The 14,973-nt window shown below is 67.1% G+C and carries 11 protein-coding genes; 9 read left to right on the top strand and 2 right to left on the bottom strand.

The annotated features are described in order from the left end of the window. The first annotated feature begins 19 nt into the window (after positions 1–19). Both E5A74_RS13055 and E5A74_RS13060 read left to right on the top strand, forming a co-directional pair. On the top strand, positions 20–1,117 hold the full coding sequence (locus tag E5A74_RS13055) for a sensor histidine kinase (protein ID WP_135985612.1): 1,098 nt from the start codon (positions 20–22) through the stop codon (positions 1,115–1,117). Positions 1,118–1,160: 43 nt separating this feature from the next. Then, positions 1,161–2,078: an ABC transporter ATP-binding protein gene (locus E5A74_RS13060; protein WP_135985614.1), complete on the top strand. Its 918-nt coding sequence runs from the start codon at positions 1,161–1,163 to the stop codon at positions 2,076–2,078. 301 nt (positions 2,079–2,379) lie between these two features. Here E5A74_RS13060 and E5A74_RS13065 read toward each other — a convergent pair whose 3' ends face one another. After that, complete coding sequence (locus E5A74_RS13065; RefSeq protein ID WP_135985616.1) at positions 2,380–3,276, bottom strand: CE1 family esterase; 897 nt, start codon at positions 3,274–3,276, stop codon at positions 2,380–2,382. A 65-nt stretch (positions 3,277–3,341) separates the two neighbouring features. On the opposite strand from E5A74_RS13065, the gene nadB reads away from it, so the two are divergent. From nadB to E5A74_RS13100, 7 genes are all read left to right on the top strand, one after another. After that, positions 3,342–4,934, top strand: a complete 1,593-nt coding sequence (gene nadB / locus E5A74_RS13070) for an L-aspartate oxidase (RefSeq protein WP_135985618.1) — start codon at positions 3,342–3,344, stop codon at positions 4,932–4,934. Between the two features lie 238 nt (positions 4,935–5,172). Beyond that, positions 5,173–6,270, top strand: a complete 1,098-nt coding sequence (locus tag E5A74_RS13075; protein WP_135985889.1) for a serine hydrolase — start codon at positions 5,173–5,175, stop codon at positions 6,268–6,270. A 112-nt stretch (positions 6,271–6,382) separates the two neighbouring features. Further along, positions 6,383–7,075 (top strand): 2OG-Fe(II) oxygenase, encoded by a 693-nt coding sequence (locus E5A74_RS13080; protein WP_135985620.1) that lies wholly within the window; start codon positions 6,383–6,385, stop codon positions 7,073–7,075. A gap of 72 nt (positions 7,076–7,147) precedes the next feature. Further along, the gene (locus E5A74_RS13085; protein ID WP_206365855.1) at positions 7,148–7,873 is read left to right on the top strand and encodes a hypothetical protein; all 726 of its coding nucleotides are present in this window, start codon (positions 7,148–7,150) and stop codon (positions 7,871–7,873) included. Positions 7,874–7,940: 67 nt separating this feature from the next. Next, positions 7,941–10,697 carry a DNA polymerase I gene (polA, locus tag E5A74_RS13090; RefSeq protein WP_135985622.1) on the top strand — a complete coding sequence of 919 codons (2,757 nt, stop codon included), beginning with the start codon at positions 7,941–7,943 and terminating at the stop codon, positions 10,695–10,697. Next, entirely contained in the window at positions 10,694–11,104 is a 411-nt protein-coding gene (locus tag E5A74_RS13095; RefSeq protein ID WP_135985624.1) for a hypothetical protein, read from the top strand. Before polA ends, E5A74_RS13095 begins: the two co-directional genes overlap by 4 nt. Beyond that, on the top strand, positions 11,073–12,617 hold the full coding sequence (locus E5A74_RS13100) for a lipopolysaccharide biosynthesis protein (protein ID WP_135985626.1): 1,545 nt from the start codon (positions 11,073–11,075) through the stop codon (positions 12,615–12,617). Before E5A74_RS13095 ends, E5A74_RS13100 begins: the two co-directional genes overlap by 32 nt. A gap of 159 nt (positions 12,618–12,776) precedes the next feature. On the opposite strand, the gene E5A74_RS13105 is transcribed toward E5A74_RS13100, so the two are convergent. Further along, positions 12,777–14,936 (bottom strand): M3 family metallopeptidase, encoded by a 2,160-nt coding sequence (locus tag E5A74_RS13105; RefSeq protein WP_135985628.1) that lies wholly within the window; start codon positions 14,934–14,936, stop codon positions 12,777–12,779. Positions 14,937–14,973 lie beyond the last annotated feature (37 nt).

Here is a 14,973-nt window from a genome sequence, read left to right on the forward strand (position 1 = left end):
GGTCGGGGGGAGGCACCGCATGTTTTCGCGTAGACTGGATATCCTCGCGCCGACGCCGAAAGCCGCGGCGCAGCTCGCGACGGTGGCGTGGTGCATGCTGGTGGTGATCACGGCGCCGGCTTTCCTGTTCACCGGGCAGGTCGTCGGCGCCGAGTGGTTCACGGTGCTGTGGGGCGCGTTCGGCGCCTTGCTGCTGACCGCGCCGCTCTATTTCCTCACCCGCCTGTCGATAGGCAAGCCGCTCTGGCTGGCGCTGCCCTGGGCGCTGGCCGTGCTGGTCGTCGTCGCGGTCGGCCAATCGATAGTGGACTTCGCCGGCCAATTCTTCGTGCATTATTGGGCGACCACGCGCATCCCCGACCTGTCGGCGCAGTCGGTCTTCCTCGTGACGGTGATCTATTTTCTGATCGACGTCTGTCTGGTCGCGATGTTCCTGATCGCCGGCGCCATGGGCAGGATCCACATCCGCGAACGCGAGCTTGCCGAGGCTGAAGTGCGGCGTCTCGACACCGAACTCCATATGCTGCGGCTCCAGCTCAATCCGCACTTCCTCGGCAATTCGCTCAACGTGATCTCGAGCCTGATCCTCACCGGCCGCGCCGCCGAGGCCAACCGGATGACCGAGGGGCTGGCCGATTTCCTCAGCGCGACGATGGAAATGGGCGCGACCCAGATCAGCCTCGGCGACGAGCTCGAAACGGTCGAATCCTATCTCGAGCTCGAAAGCGCGCGGTTCGGCGCGCGGCTCACCGTCGAAATCCATGCCGAACCGGCCCACCGCGCGCTGATCGTCCCGAGCTTCGTGCTCCAGCCGCTGGTAGAGAACGCGATCAAGCACGGCGTGGAGGCCAGTGCCGGACCGAGCATCGTCCGCATCGACGCGCGCACCGAAGGCGGGGCGCTACTGCTCTCGGTCGAGAATCGCGGCGGCACCGGCGCCGCCGAACCGATGCGGCGCCCCGGACACGGCATCGGCCTCGCCAACACCCGCGCCCGCCTCGCCTTGCTGTTCGGCGACCAAGGTACGCTCGAGACCGGACCGATCGAGAATGGCTATCGCGCCACGATCCGGCTGCCCGCCCACGCTGCCGGAGCGCGCCTGTCCGACGCGGCATGACACTGGCCTTTGCCGATCGACGTGGAAGTTCTATGCGCGGCGCATGACCAGCGCCGCGATCGCCATCGACCAGCTTTGCAAGACCTATGCGGGCGGCAAGCGCGCGCTCGACGGCGTGAGCTTCGACGTGCCGCGCGGCACGATCTTCGGGCTGCTCGGCCCCAACGGCGCGGGCAAGTCGACGCTGATCAATATCCTCGCCGGGCTGGTCAACAAGTCGAGCGGGACCGCGTCGATCTGGGGCTTCGACATCGACGCGCATCCCCGCAATGCCAAGGCGAGCATCGGCATCGTCAATCAGGAGATCACCTTCGATCCCTTCTTCACCCCGCGCGAGACGCTCGAGATCCAGGCGGGGCTCTACGGAGTCGGCAAGGGCCAGTTCGACGCGATGGAATTGCTTCGCGCGGTACATCTCGAGGACAAGGCCGAAGCCTATTCGCGCACGCTCTCGGGCGGCATGAAGCGTCGGCTGATGGTCGCCAAGGCGATGGTCCATTCGCCGCCGATCATCGTGCTCGACGAGCCGACCGCGGGCGTCGACGTCGAGCTGCGCCAGCAGCTCTGGGCCTATGTGAAGCAATTGAACGCGCGCGGCGTGACGGTGGTGCTGACCACCCACTATCTCGAGGAAGCCGAGGAGCTTTGCGACCGGATCGCGATCATCAACCATGGCAAGCTGATCGCCAACAAGCCGACGCGCGAGCTGGTCGGCATGGCGCAGGAGAAGGTGGTCGAAGTCACTGTCGACCGCGACGTGCCTGTCCTCCCCGCAAATGCCTGCTTCCAGAAGATCGAATTGAAGGCCGAGCGGACTTTGGTGATCACCTATCGCAAGGATCAGGCGAATGCCGGCGAGGTGCTCGGCGCGGTGCAGGGCGGCGGCTATGGTATCGTCGACGTCTCGACTCGCGAGGCGGATCTGGAGGACGTGTTCCTCAACCTGACGCGGGCCGGCTAGTCTCTTGGGAGCAAGGGCATGTTGCAACGCGGAAGGTTAGGCGAAAGTCAGGCGTAAACGCGCCGTTTCGCGAGAGTCCGGCGATTCGAAAGATCGGGCGCTATTGTCGACCGCCACAGGCAAGCAGACGAAATCCTACATTGCAAGGGGCTGGCGGTTCGACCCCCATCCGTCATCCCGGCCTTGTGCCGGGATCCACCGTGCCGGGATCAAATCGCTCGAAGCGTGAGGGGGCTTGCCTGCCGCGCGGTGGACCCCGGCACGAGGCCGGGTGACGATCAGGGGAAGCGACGGAAGAGCCCTAGCGGCGATGACGGGCGAAAAACGCCCACATCGCTTCGTTGTCGGCGGTCCAGACATGGCCGGCGCCCGGCGTGATTCGCGCGATCACGTCGGCGGCGCCGCGGCAATCGGTATGGCCGCGTTCGACCACACCGCTTTCCAGCGTCCGCACCGCGAGCGGCCGGCGGCAGCCATTGAGATCGGCCCAGCGCGCCTCGGCGGTGCGCATCGGATATTGCCAATAACCGGCGCCGCCGCCTTCGATCGGATTGGTGGTGTCCTTGTCGCCGGCAAAGGCGATCACCGGCATCGGTTTCGATGGCGCGCAGGTTGCGGGATCGGGGAAGCGGGAATCTGCGGCCGAGGGATTGCCGGCACGCAACCCGACTACCGGCGCGATCGCGGCGAAACGATCGGCGGCGACGCAGCCGAGCCATGACGACATCCGTCCGCCGCCCGACAGGCCGGTGGCGTAGACGCGGCGGCGATCGACGCAGCCCTGTGCGGCGAGCCAGTCGATCGTCGCGCCGAGCCAGGCGACGTCGTCGGCATCGCCGGGACCCGGGACCTTGCCAGTGACGGTGGGGACGCCGGGGATGTTCCAGACATAGCCCTTGCCCGCGACGATACCGCCATCGGGCGCGGCGAGCAGAAAGCCGTGGCGGTCGGCGGTCGCCTCGAGCTTCGACTGGGCGAGGATCGCCGCGCCGTCGCCGGTACTGCCGTGGAGGACGAAGACCAGGGGCGTGCGCGCCGAGGCATGCGCGGGCACGCGGAGCAGCATCGCGCGGCCGGTGGCACCGATCGCGATGCGCTGGGTCGTGCCGGGCGCGCCCAGGGTGCAGGAGGCGTTCGCGGCAGGCGCCCAGGCGGCGGCGAATGCCAGTCCTGCGAAACCCAGGCTTTTACCGCGCATATCTCTCTCCATTTGCCAGCGACCCCGCCTAGCGCCTAGTCGGAGCGCGAACCAGCGGAAGACACATGGCCGGCGATCCTCACACCTCCGACATCCTCGTCATCGGCTCCGGCGCAGCCGGGCTCACCGCGGCGATCAACCTCGCGAGCCGCTTCAAGGTCACCGTGCTCGCCAAGGGGGCGCTCAACGAAGGCTCGACCGCCTGGGCGCAGGGCGGCATCGCCGCGGTGCTCGAACCCGGCGACACCTTCGAGAACCATATCGAGGACACGATCGTCGCCGGCGCCGGGCTCAACGATCGCGCCACCGTCGAGATGGTGGTCGAGAACGCCCCCGCCGCGATCGAGCGGCTGGCGAAGCTCGGCGTGCCGTTCAACACCGACAAGGGCTCGCTACATCTGACCCGAGAGGGCGGGCACAGCCATCGCCGCATCGTCCATGTCGACGACGCCACCGGCTGGGCGGTGCAGGAGGCGCTGCTCAAGGCGGCGCGCGACAATCCCAACATCACGCTCGTTCCCGACATGGTGGTGATCGACCTCGCCACCAGCCGCCACGAGGAGCGCTATTCGGGCGCGGGCAATGTCTGGGGCGTCTATGCCTTCAACCGCGCGACCAACCGCGTCGAGCTGTTCACCGCCAACGCGACCGTGCTGGCCACCGGCGGCGCGGGGCGGACCTATCTCTTCTCGACTGCGCCGCGCGGCGCGACCGGCGACGGCATCGCGATGGCGTGGCGCGCGGGCTGCCGCATCTCCAACATGGAGTTCATGCAGTTCCACCCGACCTGCCTCTACAATCTCGAGGTCAAGAACTTCCTGATCACCGAGGCGGTGCGCGGCGAAGGCGGCCGGCTGATCAATCCGCAGACCGGCAAGCGCTTCATGACCTATTACGACGCCGAGCGGATGGAGCTGGCGCCGCGCGACGTGGTCGCCCGCGCGATCGACGCCGAGATCAAGCGCTACGGGCTCGACTATGTCCATCTCGACATCAGCCATATGGGCGCGGATTTCGTGAAGCAGCACTTCCCGACGATCCATGCCCGGCTGATCGACCTCGACATCGACATGACGACCGGCCCGATCCCGGTGGTGCCGGCGCAGCATTATACCTGCGGCGGGGTGGTGATCGATCGCGACGGGCGCACCGATCTGCCCAATCTCTACGCGGCCGGCGAGGTCAGCCAATCGGGGCTGCACGGCGCCAATCGCCTCGCCTCCAACTCGCTGCTCGAATGCTTCGTGTTCGGCGAGGCGGTGGCGAAGCACATCGCCGCGCATTGGGGCGATCTCGCCCCCCCGCCGGCGATCCGGCCCTGGGACGAGAGCCGCGTCACCGATTCCGACGAGGAAGTGGTGATCAAGCAGAACTGGACCGAGATCCGCCGCTTCATGTGGAATTATGTCGGCATCGTCCGCACCACCAAGCGGCTCGAGCGCGCGGCGCACCGGATCAAGATGCTGCGGGACGAGGTCAACGACTATTACGGCCATTTCCGCGTGACGCCCGACCTGATCGAGCTGCGCAACCTGCTCGAAAGCGCCGATCTGATCGTCCGCTCCGCGCTTCACCGCAAGGAAAGCCGCGGGCTGCATTATACGCTCGACTATCCCGAAACGCTCGACGTGGCGGTCGATACGGTGCTGGTGCCCTAGCGATCCCGGGCGCCCCCAAGCCATGCGTCAAGCAGCGGAAATGGCGGGTTAGTTTCCGGGACATTCACGATTCGTCGCTATCGTTACCGGATTCGTCGCATCTGACTCGCCTCAGGCTTTGATGCGAGTCGCCGCCGCCGCATGTTGGAAGGAACGCAAGGGGCCGCATTTTGTGAATAAATTTAAGGGTTTCTCGAAACTGGAGCGTGCATTGACCGTCGCGGGGCTCGGCCCGGCGATGCTGCTCGGCTGCGCGGTGCACGAGGACACCCAGCTCGCCGCCTATCTGCCGGCGCCCACCTATAGCGTGCTGATGCCCTTCCCCGCGGCCAATGCCGCGCCGACGAAGCCGCGTCCGCCGGCGCCCACCGATCTCGTCGCCGCGATCGACACCATCACCCGCAACTTCAACGGGTTGGTCGGCGTCGCGGTCACCAGCATCGACGATGGCTGGATGGCGAGCAACGTCACCGCGACCCGCCCGCTTCCCCAGCAGAGCGTGAGCAAGCTGTGGGTGTCGATGACCGTGCTCGACGCCGTCGATCGCGGCGTGGTGCGCCTCGACGATCCGCTGACCATCACCCGCGCCGATTTCACTCTGTTCCATCAGCCGGTCGCCGCGCTGGTGAAGGGCGATGTCGGCTACACCACCACCGTCGCCGAGATCATGCGCCGCGCGATGCAGATGAGCGACAACACCTGCAACGACAAGCTGCTGCGCCTCGTCGGCGGCCCGGCCGCGGTGCGCGACTTCATCGCGCGCAAGCAGCTCGGCTCGATCCGCTTCGGCCCGGGCGAGCGGCTGCTCCAGGCGGGCACCGCGGGGCTCCAGTGGAAGCCCGAATATTCGATGGGCAACGCCTTTGCCGTCGCGCGCGCGCGGCTCGCGCCCGAGGTTCGGCGCGCGGCGTTCGAGGCCTATGTGAAGAGCCCCCCCGATGGCGCCGCGCCGGCTTCGATCGCCGATGCGCTGGCGCGGCTGCATCGCGGCGAGCTGCTTTCGGCGAGCTCGACCGACTGGCTCATCGCCACCATGGCCGGCGCCAAGACCGGCAAGGCGCGCGTGCGTGGCGCGGTCCCGCCGGGCTGGAGCTATGGCCACAAGACCGGCACCGGCCAGGATCTCGGCGGGCGCACCGCCGGCTTCAACGACGTCGGCGTGCTGACCGCGCCGGACGGCCGCCGCTATGCGATCGCGGTGATGATCGGCGACACCGTGCGCCCGATCCGCGAGCGCCAGCTGCTGATGCAGGCCGTGGCGAGCGCGGTGGTCGCGCACCATCGGCCGTCGCCGGAGGACGGCATGATCATGGCGGGCGCGCAGCCGACGCGCTGATCGCGCGGCAATCTGCGATGCCGGGGTCCACGATCCTCCCGGCGAAATCCGGAACGAGTTAGAGCGCAAGCAACGGAGCGCGCGCCGGAGCGGCGCCGGCTAGGTCCGCGGCATGACCGACGCTATCGACTGGATTTCCGCCGCCGAGGCGCTCGATGCCAATGGCTGGGCGGTGCTGCCGCGCCTGCTCGACCCGGAGAGCTGTCACGCACTCGCGGCGCTCTACGATGCCCCCGAGCATTTCCGCAGCCACGTGATCATGGCGCGGCACGGCTTCGGCCGCGGCGAATATCGCTATTTCGCCTATCCGCTGCCCGATCCGGTGCAGGCGCTGCGCACCGCGCTCTATCCGCCCCTCGCGGAGATCGCCAATCGCTGGCACGCCCGGATGGGCATCGCGCAGCGCTTCCCGGCCGCCCACGCCGAATGGCTCGCGCAATGCCATGCCGCCGGGCAGACGCGCCCGACTCCGCTGCTGCTCCGCTACGGCCCCGGCGACTATAATTGCCTGCACCAGGACCTGTACGGCGCGCACGTCTTCCCGCTCCAGGTGGCGGTGCTGCTCTCGGCCCCCGGAGGCGACTTCGCCGGTGGCGAGTTCATCCTCACCGAGCAGCGCCCGCGGATGCAATCGCGCGCCGCGGTGGTGCCGCTCGGGCGAGGCGACGCGGTGGTGTTCGCGGTCAACCAGCGCCCGGTGCGCGGCAGCCGGGGCGATTATCGTGTGACGATGCGCCACGGCGTGAGCGCGGTCCATCTCGGCCGGCGCCACACGCTGGGAATAATCTTCCATGATGCGACGTAAACCAACGCTCGTATCGGCATCGTCACAATTCGGGCGTCAACTCGCGCCGCACCTCAAGCAAGGAGCGGATCGATGGGCGACACCAATCGCGGCGACGAATCGAACGAGACCAATTCCGAGGCAGTGATCGTGGAGAATGGGGGCGAGGCCGTGCTCGCGGCGTCGGCCGACTATGCGGCGCAGGCCGTGAAGCTCAATTTCATCAACCATTCGAACGACGTGAACAACAGCGAGATCGTCATCTTCGGGAAGAATGTGGCGACCGGCTTCGACGAGCTCGCGGTCGCATGGACGGTGATCCGCTATTGCGGCCAGGGCGACAATCATCCCTTCATCTACCCGATGACCCAGACGATCAGCGCGAGCGACAGCTGGGGCAATTACACGGCGCAGCAGATCGCGCCGGCAGGCCAGCGATTCGCGATGGTGCTGACCAGCTCGGGCGACCAGATCGTCGCGCAGGGCCCGGCGACCTCGCCGCGCGAGATCCAGCTGGTCAACGCGCTCAACCAGGGCGCTGTTGGTGCCCAGATCTACAAGGACGGCAGGCTGTTCGCCGCGAAGACCGACATCGCGCCCCAGCAGATGGCCGTTTTCGATTTCAGCCCGACGATCTGGATCGGCGTCGCGTCGCAGATCGAGGAAGGCGACGTGATCAACGCCGCGATCGTATCGCAGGTCAACACCGAGATCTCGCTGCTCGGCATCGCCAGCGCCGATATCGTGATGACCGGCGGCGGCGCGGGCCCCAACGCGAGGCCGTTCGCCTTCACGCTCGAGAATGTCGTGATGGCGTGAACGCGAGGGCGGGCGGAGGGCCGCTTGGGGCTTTGTTCCGCTCGCCCGCTCGGCTATCCCGGCGCCGATGCCCCATCTCTATCTCGTCGACGGCTCCGGCTATATCTTCCGCGCCTATCACCGGCTGCCGCCGCTCACCAACAAGCATGGCGAGCCGGTCGGCGCGGTCTATGGCTATACGACGATGCTATGGAAGCTCGTCGACGAGCTGAACAAGGCCGACGGCCCGACGCACATGGCGGTGATCCTCGACAAGAGCGAGCACACCTTCCGCAACGAGATGTACGACCAGTACAAGGCGCACCGCCCGCCCGCGCCCGAGGATCTCGTCCCCCAGTTTCCGATGATCCGCGACGCCACGCGCGCGTTCAGCCTGCCGTGCATCGAGGAGGCGGGGTGGGAAGCCGACGATCTGATCGCCAGCTACACCAAGGCGGCGCTGGCGCAGGGCTGGTCGGTGACGATCGTCAGCTCGGACAAGGATCTGATGCAGCTGATGACCGATCCCTCGGTCGACATGCTCGACACGATGAACAACCGCCGGCTCGGGCCGAAGGATACCGAGGAGAAGTTCGGCGTCGGCCCCGAGAAACTCGGTGAGGTGCTGGCGCTGATGGGCGACAGCGTCGACAACGTGCCGGGGGTGAAGGGCATCGGCCCCAAGACCGCGGCCAAGCTGATCCTCGAATTCGGCGACGTCGAAGGCGTGCTCGCAGCCGCGCCGGACATGAAGCCCAGCAAGATGCGCGACAATCTGATCGAGCATGCCGAGATGGCGCGGCTCTCGCGCAAGCTGGTCGAGCTCGCCTGCGACGTGCCGTTGCCCGACCCGCTCGACGAGCTCGAGCTGAAGGGCATCCCCGACGCGCCATTGCGCGCATTCCTCGAGCATCACGGCTTCCGCACGCTGCTCAACCGCCTCTCCGCGGTCGCCGATGCGCCGGTCGAGACGCATGAGGTGCCCGGCCTGCCCGAGGATCCGCCCTGCGACCATGACGGCTATGCGACCGTGGTCACCGAGGAGGCGCTCGACCGCTGGATCGCCGAGGCGACCTATCAGGGCTTCGTTGCGATCGACACCGAGACCACCGGCGTCGATGCCACGCGCGCCGAGCTGGTCGGCGTGAGCATGTGCCTCGCGCCCAACAAGGCGTGCTATGTGCCGCTAGGGCATGGCGGCAGCGACATGTTCGCCGAGAAACCGGCCCAGATCGCACGCGCCGCGGCGCTGGCGAAGCTCAAACCGCTGCTCGAGGATCCCGCCGTCCTCAAGATCGGGCACAACATGAAGTACGACATGATCGTGCTCGCGCGCTGCGGGATCGACGTCGCGCCCTATGACGACACGATCGTGATGAGCTTCGACCTCGACGCCGGGCTCCACGGCCACGGCATGGACGAGCTCGCCGCGACGCACCTCTCGCACAGCTGCATCGCCTACAAGGACGTGGTCGGCAGCGGCAAGAACCAGCTCGGCTTCCACGAAGTCGATCTCAAGGCCGCGACCCGCTACGCCGCCGAGGACGCCGACGTCACGCTGCGGCTCCACCGCCGCTTCAAGCCTCGCCTCGCCTGTGAGAGCGCGACTCGGGTCTATGAGATGGTCGACCGGCCATTGGTGTCGGTGATCGCGGGGATGGAGCGCGCGGGCGTCAAGGTCGATGCCGGCGTGCTGGCACGGCTGTCGGAGGATTTCTCGAAGCAGATCGCCGCGCTCGAGGAAGAGATCCACGCGATCGCCGGGTTCAAGTTCACCATCGGCAGCCCCAAGCAGCTGGGCGACGTGCTGTTCGACAAGATGGGGATCAAGGGCGGACGCAAGGGCAAGTCGGGCGTCTATTCGACCGACGTCAACGAGCTCGAGCGGATCGCCGCCGACAAGGATTCGCCCGGCCGTGAGATGGTGGTCAAGGTGCTCGACTGGCGCCAGCTCACCAAGCTCAAATCGACCTATACCGATGCGCTGCAGGCGCAGATCAACCCCGAGACCGGGCGCGTCCACACCAGCTACAGCCTCACCGGCGCGCAGACCGGACGGCTTTCGTCGACCGATCCCAATCTCCAGAATATTCCGATCCGCACCGAGACCGGCAGACAAATCCGGGACGCATTCGTCGCCGAACCCGGCAATGTGATCCTCGCGGCCGACTATTCGCAGATCGAGTTGCGCCTCGCCGCCCATATCGCCGACGTGCCCGCGCTGCGCACCGCGTTCGAGAATGGCGACGACATCCACAACATGACCGCGATGGAGCTGTTCGGCGAGGTCAACCGCGACACCCGCGGCCGCGCCAAGACGATCAACTTCGCGATCCTCTACGGCATCTCGCGCTGGGGGCTCGCCGGCCGGCTCGACGTCACCCCCGACGAGGCGCAGGCGATGATCAACCGCTATTTCGAGCGCTTCCCGGGCATCAACCGCTACATCGCCGACACGCTCAACGAAGCCAAGGCGCGCGGCTTCACCACCACGCTGTTCGGCCGCAAGACGCATTTCCCGCGGCTCAAGGCGGCCAATCCCAACGAGCGCGCGGGCAGCGAGCGTGCGGCGATCAACGCACCGATCCAGGGCACCTGCGCCGACATCATCAAGCGCGCGATGGCGCGGATGGGCCCGGCGCTCGCCGAGGCCGGATTGCCCAATGTCCGCATGCTGATGCAGGTGCACGACGAGCTCGTGTTCGAGCTGCCCGAAGGCGATGTCGAGGCCGCGAAACCGGTGATCGAACGCGTGATGGCGACGGCGGCCGAGCCGGCGATCAAGCTCACCGTCCCGCTCGGTGTCGAGATCGGAGTGGGCCCGAGCTGGGGCGCCGCGCATTGATGACGGTCGTCCCGGCTTCGATGCTTGCGGCCGCCTTCTCGCTGGCTCAAATCGCGCCGCCCGACCGCGACTCTGCCGAGCGCGCGCTGCGGGCGGCACGCGATGCGATCGCGGCGGGCACGTCGACCATCGACTGCCAGCCAAACGGCCACTATCCTGAGGCCGACCCTTGCGAGGTGCAGATCGCCGGCATCGCGACACTCGACTTACGTAAGCTTGTCTATTTCTCGGTGTCGCGCTGCATCGTCGATAATCGACCGAGCCGGTGCGCGACTCTGACCTTTGACCACAGCCGTGCCGATCAGAGTCACACCGATTTGTGGTTTGAGGCCCGCGCATACCCGGTGCGCGCCAGCGCCGATGTCGGCAGCGTCCATGTCTCGCAGGGTCTTGATACAAGTGACTGAGCCCGCCCCCGCCGCCGACGACATCAATGCGCTCGCCAAGGGCGGGCGGACCAATATCCTCGGCTTCATCCTGCGGCTCGCCGCGCGGCTGCCGTTCCTGTTCATCGCGGGGCGCGCCTATGGCCCGGACATCGTCGGGCGCTACGCGATCGCGGTGCTGGTGATCGAGGTTGCCGCGCTGCTCGCGACGCTGGGGCTCAAGCGCGGGCTGGCGCAGGCGCTGGCGGCGACCGAGCGGCCGCATGCACATGTCGTGTGGGACGCGGTGCTGGTCGCGCTGATCGCCTCGGCGATCGCCAGCGTGGTGCTGATCGCCTTTCCGCAGGTCATGTACCCCAACAGCCAGGTGATGGGGCTCGAGCGGCTGCTGCCGCTGGTGGTTTTCGCGGTGGCGGTGTCCGACGTGACGCTCGCCGCGCTCGCCTATCGCCACAATATCGGCGCCTCGGTGACCGCGCGCGCGATCATCGAGCCATGGACGATCAGCATCGCCGCGTGGGGCTTCTCCTATGTCTCGTCGCGCGACGGGCTGATGTACGCCTATGTGCTGTCGATGCTCGCCGCGCTCGCCGCCTCGGTGATGCCGTTCGTGCGCGAATATGGCCTGCCGCGCGGCTGGCACCCGCGGGTTTCCGATGTCGCCACGCTCGCGCGCCGCAACGCGCCGCTCGCGGGCGCCGATGCGATCGAATGGGGCACGCGCAACGTCGACCGCTTCATCCTCGCGCTGCTGTTCGCGCCGGGCGTGGTCGGCATCTACTATATGGCGCAGCAGGTCGCCTCGATCCCGCAGCGGCTCAAGTCGAGCTTCGATCCGATCCTCGCGCCGGTGGTCACCAACAGCCTCGCCGAGAATGATCGCGCCGCGGTTGCGCGGCAGGTCCGCCAGGTCGGCTTCTGGATCGTCAGCGCGCAGGCCGCGTGCCTCGTCGTCTTCGCGATTCCCGCCGAAGGGGTGATGGGCCTGATCGGACCCGAATTCGTCGTCGGCGCCGGCGCGATGTGCATCCTGCTCGTCGCCGAGGTGCTCGCCTCGACCGGCGCGGTCTGCGAGACCGGGCTGATCTACATCGCGCGCCACCGCAATCTGATGGTCTCGCTCGCGGTGCTGTCGCTCCAGATCGCGCTGAGCTTCGCCTTCGTGTTCATCGCCCGCGCGCAGGGCTGGTCCGAGCCGGTGCAGGCGGCGGGGCCGGCGATGGCGCTGGCAGTGTCGCTGACGATCGGATCGGCGGCCAAGGCGATCATGCTGCGGCGGCTGCTCGGCGCGCCGGTGGTCAGCATCCGCCCGAGCTTCTTCGTCGCGATCGGCGCCGCGGCGCTGGTCGGCTCGGCCTTCACCTCGCTGCCCCGGCATTATGAATGGGCCGAGCTCAGCATCGGCATGCCGGCGATCCTCGTCACCTTCCTGTTCGTGATGATCAAGTTCGGCTTCGGCCCGGAGGACAAGGCGCTGTTCCGCAAGATGCCGCGGGGCGAGGACGCGACGCTGCCGACCAGCGAGAAGCTTTAAGGTACGACGGTGCTGCCCGCTAACCGTCATCCCGGCCTTGCGCCGGGATCACCTTGCGGCTGGATGAAATCCTTTAATCCATAGTCCAGCCGGTGCGGCGCGTTGGCCCCCGGAACAAGTCCGGGGTGACGCAGGAGAGGATGCCGTTCCTGGCTTGGGTCACTCGACCGGGAAGCCGCGGCGCCGGAACAGCGCCTTCACGTCGGGATCGCGGCCGCGGAAGACGCGGTACGCTTCCTTCCGGTCGGTCTCGTTGCCGGTCATCAGCAGGATCGTCCGGAACTTGTCGGCGGTGGCCTTGTCCCAGACATTGCCGGTCTCCTCGAACGCCGCCCAGGTGTCGGCGTCCATCGTCTCGGACCAGAGATACGAATAATAGCCCGCCGAATAGGCATCGCTCGAGAAGAGGTGATTGAACTGCGGCAGCCGGTGCCGCATCACGATCTCCTTCGGCATCCCGATGCTCGCCAGCGTCTCGCGCTCGAACGCGTCGGGATCGGTCACCGGCGTATCGCGATCGTGCAGCTTCATGTCGACGATCGCCGAGGACAGATACTCGACCGTGTCGAAGCCCTGGTTGAAGGTCTGCGCCTTCTCGATCTTGGCGACCAGCGCGGCAGGGATCGGCGCGCCGGTCTTGTAGTGCCGGGCGAAGCGGTTGAGCACGTCGGGGGTGAGCAGCCAATTCTCGTTCACCTGGCTCGGATATTCGACGAAGTCGCGCGGCGTGCCGGCGAGGCCGGGATAATAGACATTGCCGAGCAGGCTGTGCAGCGCATGGCCGAATTCGTGGAACAGCGTGGTGGCGTCGTCGATGCTGATCAGCGTCGGCTCACCCGCCGCGCCCTTGGTGAAATTGTTGTTGTTCGAGGCGAGCACGATCCGGGTGCCGCGCAGCCCCGAGCGGGTGCGATAGCTGGTCGCCCAAGCGCCCGAGCGCTTGCCGGACCGGGCATAGCCATCGAAATAGAAGATCCCGACCTCCGCGCCGGTGATGCGGTTGGTGACGCGGAAGGTGCGCACGTCCGGGTGGAAGACCGGAACGCTGCCGGTATTCTCCTTGAAGTCGAGATCGTAGAGCCGGCCGGCGGCGTAGAAAGCACCCTGCAGGATCTGGTCGAGCTGGAGATAGGGTTTCACCTCATTCTCATCGAGGTCGTACTTCGCCTTGCGGACCTTCTCGGCATAGAAGCGATAGTCCCAGGGCGCGATCGTGATCCCGGCGCCTTCCTTGCTGGCGAGCGCCTGCATGTCGGCGACTTCCTCGCGCACCCGCGCCACCGCGGCGGGCCACACCGCGAGCATCAGCTTCGACGCGTTCTCGGGCGTCTCGGCCATGGTGTCGTCCATCCGGTACCAGGCGTGGTTCTTGAAGCCGAGCAGCTTCGCCCGATCCCGCCGCAGCTTGAGGATCTGCGCGATCGTCGCGTTGGTGTCGTTGGCGTCGCCATTGTCGCCGCGGTTGACGAAGGCGTTGTAGACCTTCTCGCGCAGCGCGCGGTTGGTCGCGTACATCAGGAACGGCTGGACCGAGGAGCGCGTGTTCTTGATCGCCCATTTGCCGACCTGGCCGCGGGCCTTGGCCTCTTCGGCGAGGCTCGCCTTGAAGCTGTCCGCCAGCCCGGCGAGATCGGCCTCGCTGTCGAGCAGGATCGCGGTCTCCTCGTCGGCGAGCACCTTGCGGCTGAACTCGGTATAGGCGGTGGCGAGATCCTGGTTGATCCGCTTGACCTCGGCCTTGCCGGCTTCGTCGAGCAACGCGCCCGAAGTGACATAATCGCGATAGGTCCGCTCGAGCAGGCGCAGCTGCTGCGGGTTGAGCCCGGCTTTGGCGCGGCCGTCATGGATCGCCTTGACCCGCGCGAACATCTTCGGATCGAGGCTCATCTCGGTGAAGAATGCCGAGAGTTTGGGGCTCCATTCCTTCGCGATCGCCTGCACTTCGGGGGTGGCGAGATTGCTCTGATAGACGCCCCAGACCGCGAACAGCCGGTTCATCTCCTCGCCCGAACGCTGATCGGCCTCGATCGTGTTCTGGAAGGTCGGCGCGGCGGGATTGTCGCGGATCTTGACCATCTCGGCGCGGGCATTGGCCATCGCGCGCTCGAAGGCGGGCGGGAACATCGCCGGCACCACCTTGTCCCATTGGGGCACCCCCTCGTGCGGCCCCGGCCATTTGGCGAGCAGCGGCGTGGGATCGGGGGTGGTGGCGGGCGCGGGCGAGGTGTGGGTCTGGTTCTGGGGCATGGTGGATCCGGGAACGGGCGTGGCGGCGAGCGCCGTCGTGGCGATCAACGCGAGCCGGAGCGAACGAGTCATCAATGGGGTTCCCCGCTGGTGCTATAGAATGCCAGCA

The organism is Sphingomonas naasensis (genome assembly GCF_004792695.1).
GTDB lineage: Bacteria > Pseudomonadota > Alphaproteobacteria > Sphingomonadales > Sphingomonadaceae > Sphingomonas > Sphingomonas naasensis.

Bases quoted from the DNA above. Each gene is read 5' to 3' on its own strand.
- E5A74_RS13055 (WP_135985612.1), top strand. From the start codon at position 20: ATGTTTTCGCGTAGACTGGATATCCTCGCGCCGACGCCGAAAGCCGCG.
- E5A74_RS13060 (WP_135985614.1), top strand. From the start codon at position 1,161: ATGACCAGCGCCGCGATCGCCATCGACCAGCTTTGCAAGACCTATGCG.
- E5A74_RS13065 (WP_135985616.1), bottom strand. From the start codon at position 3,276: ATGCGCGGTAAAAGCCTGGGTTTCGCAGGACTGGCATTCGCCGCCGCC.
- nadB (WP_135985618.1), top strand. From the start codon at position 3,342: ATGGCCGGCGATCCTCACACCTCCGACATCCTCGTCATCGGCTCCGGC.
- E5A74_RS13075 (WP_135985889.1), top strand. From the start codon at position 5,173: ATGCTGCTCGGCTGCGCGGTGCACGAGGACACCCAGCTCGCCGCCTAT.
- E5A74_RS13080 (WP_135985620.1), top strand. From the start codon at position 6,383: ATGACCGACGCTATCGACTGGATTTCCGCCGCCGAGGCGCTCGATGCC.
- E5A74_RS13085 (WP_206365855.1), top strand. From the start codon at position 7,148: ATGGGCGACACCAATCGCGGCGACGAATCGAACGAGACCAATTCCGAG.
- polA (WP_135985622.1), top strand. From the start codon at position 7,941: ATGCCCCATCTCTATCTCGTCGACGGCTCCGGCTATATCTTCCGCGCC.
- E5A74_RS13100 (WP_135985626.1), top strand. From the start codon at position 11,073: ATGTCTCGCAGGGTCTTGATACAAGTGACTGAGCCCGCCCCCGCCGCC.
- E5A74_RS13105 (WP_135985628.1), bottom strand. From the start codon at position 14,936: ATGACTCGTTCGCTCCGGCTCGCGTTGATCGCCACGACGGCGCTCGCC.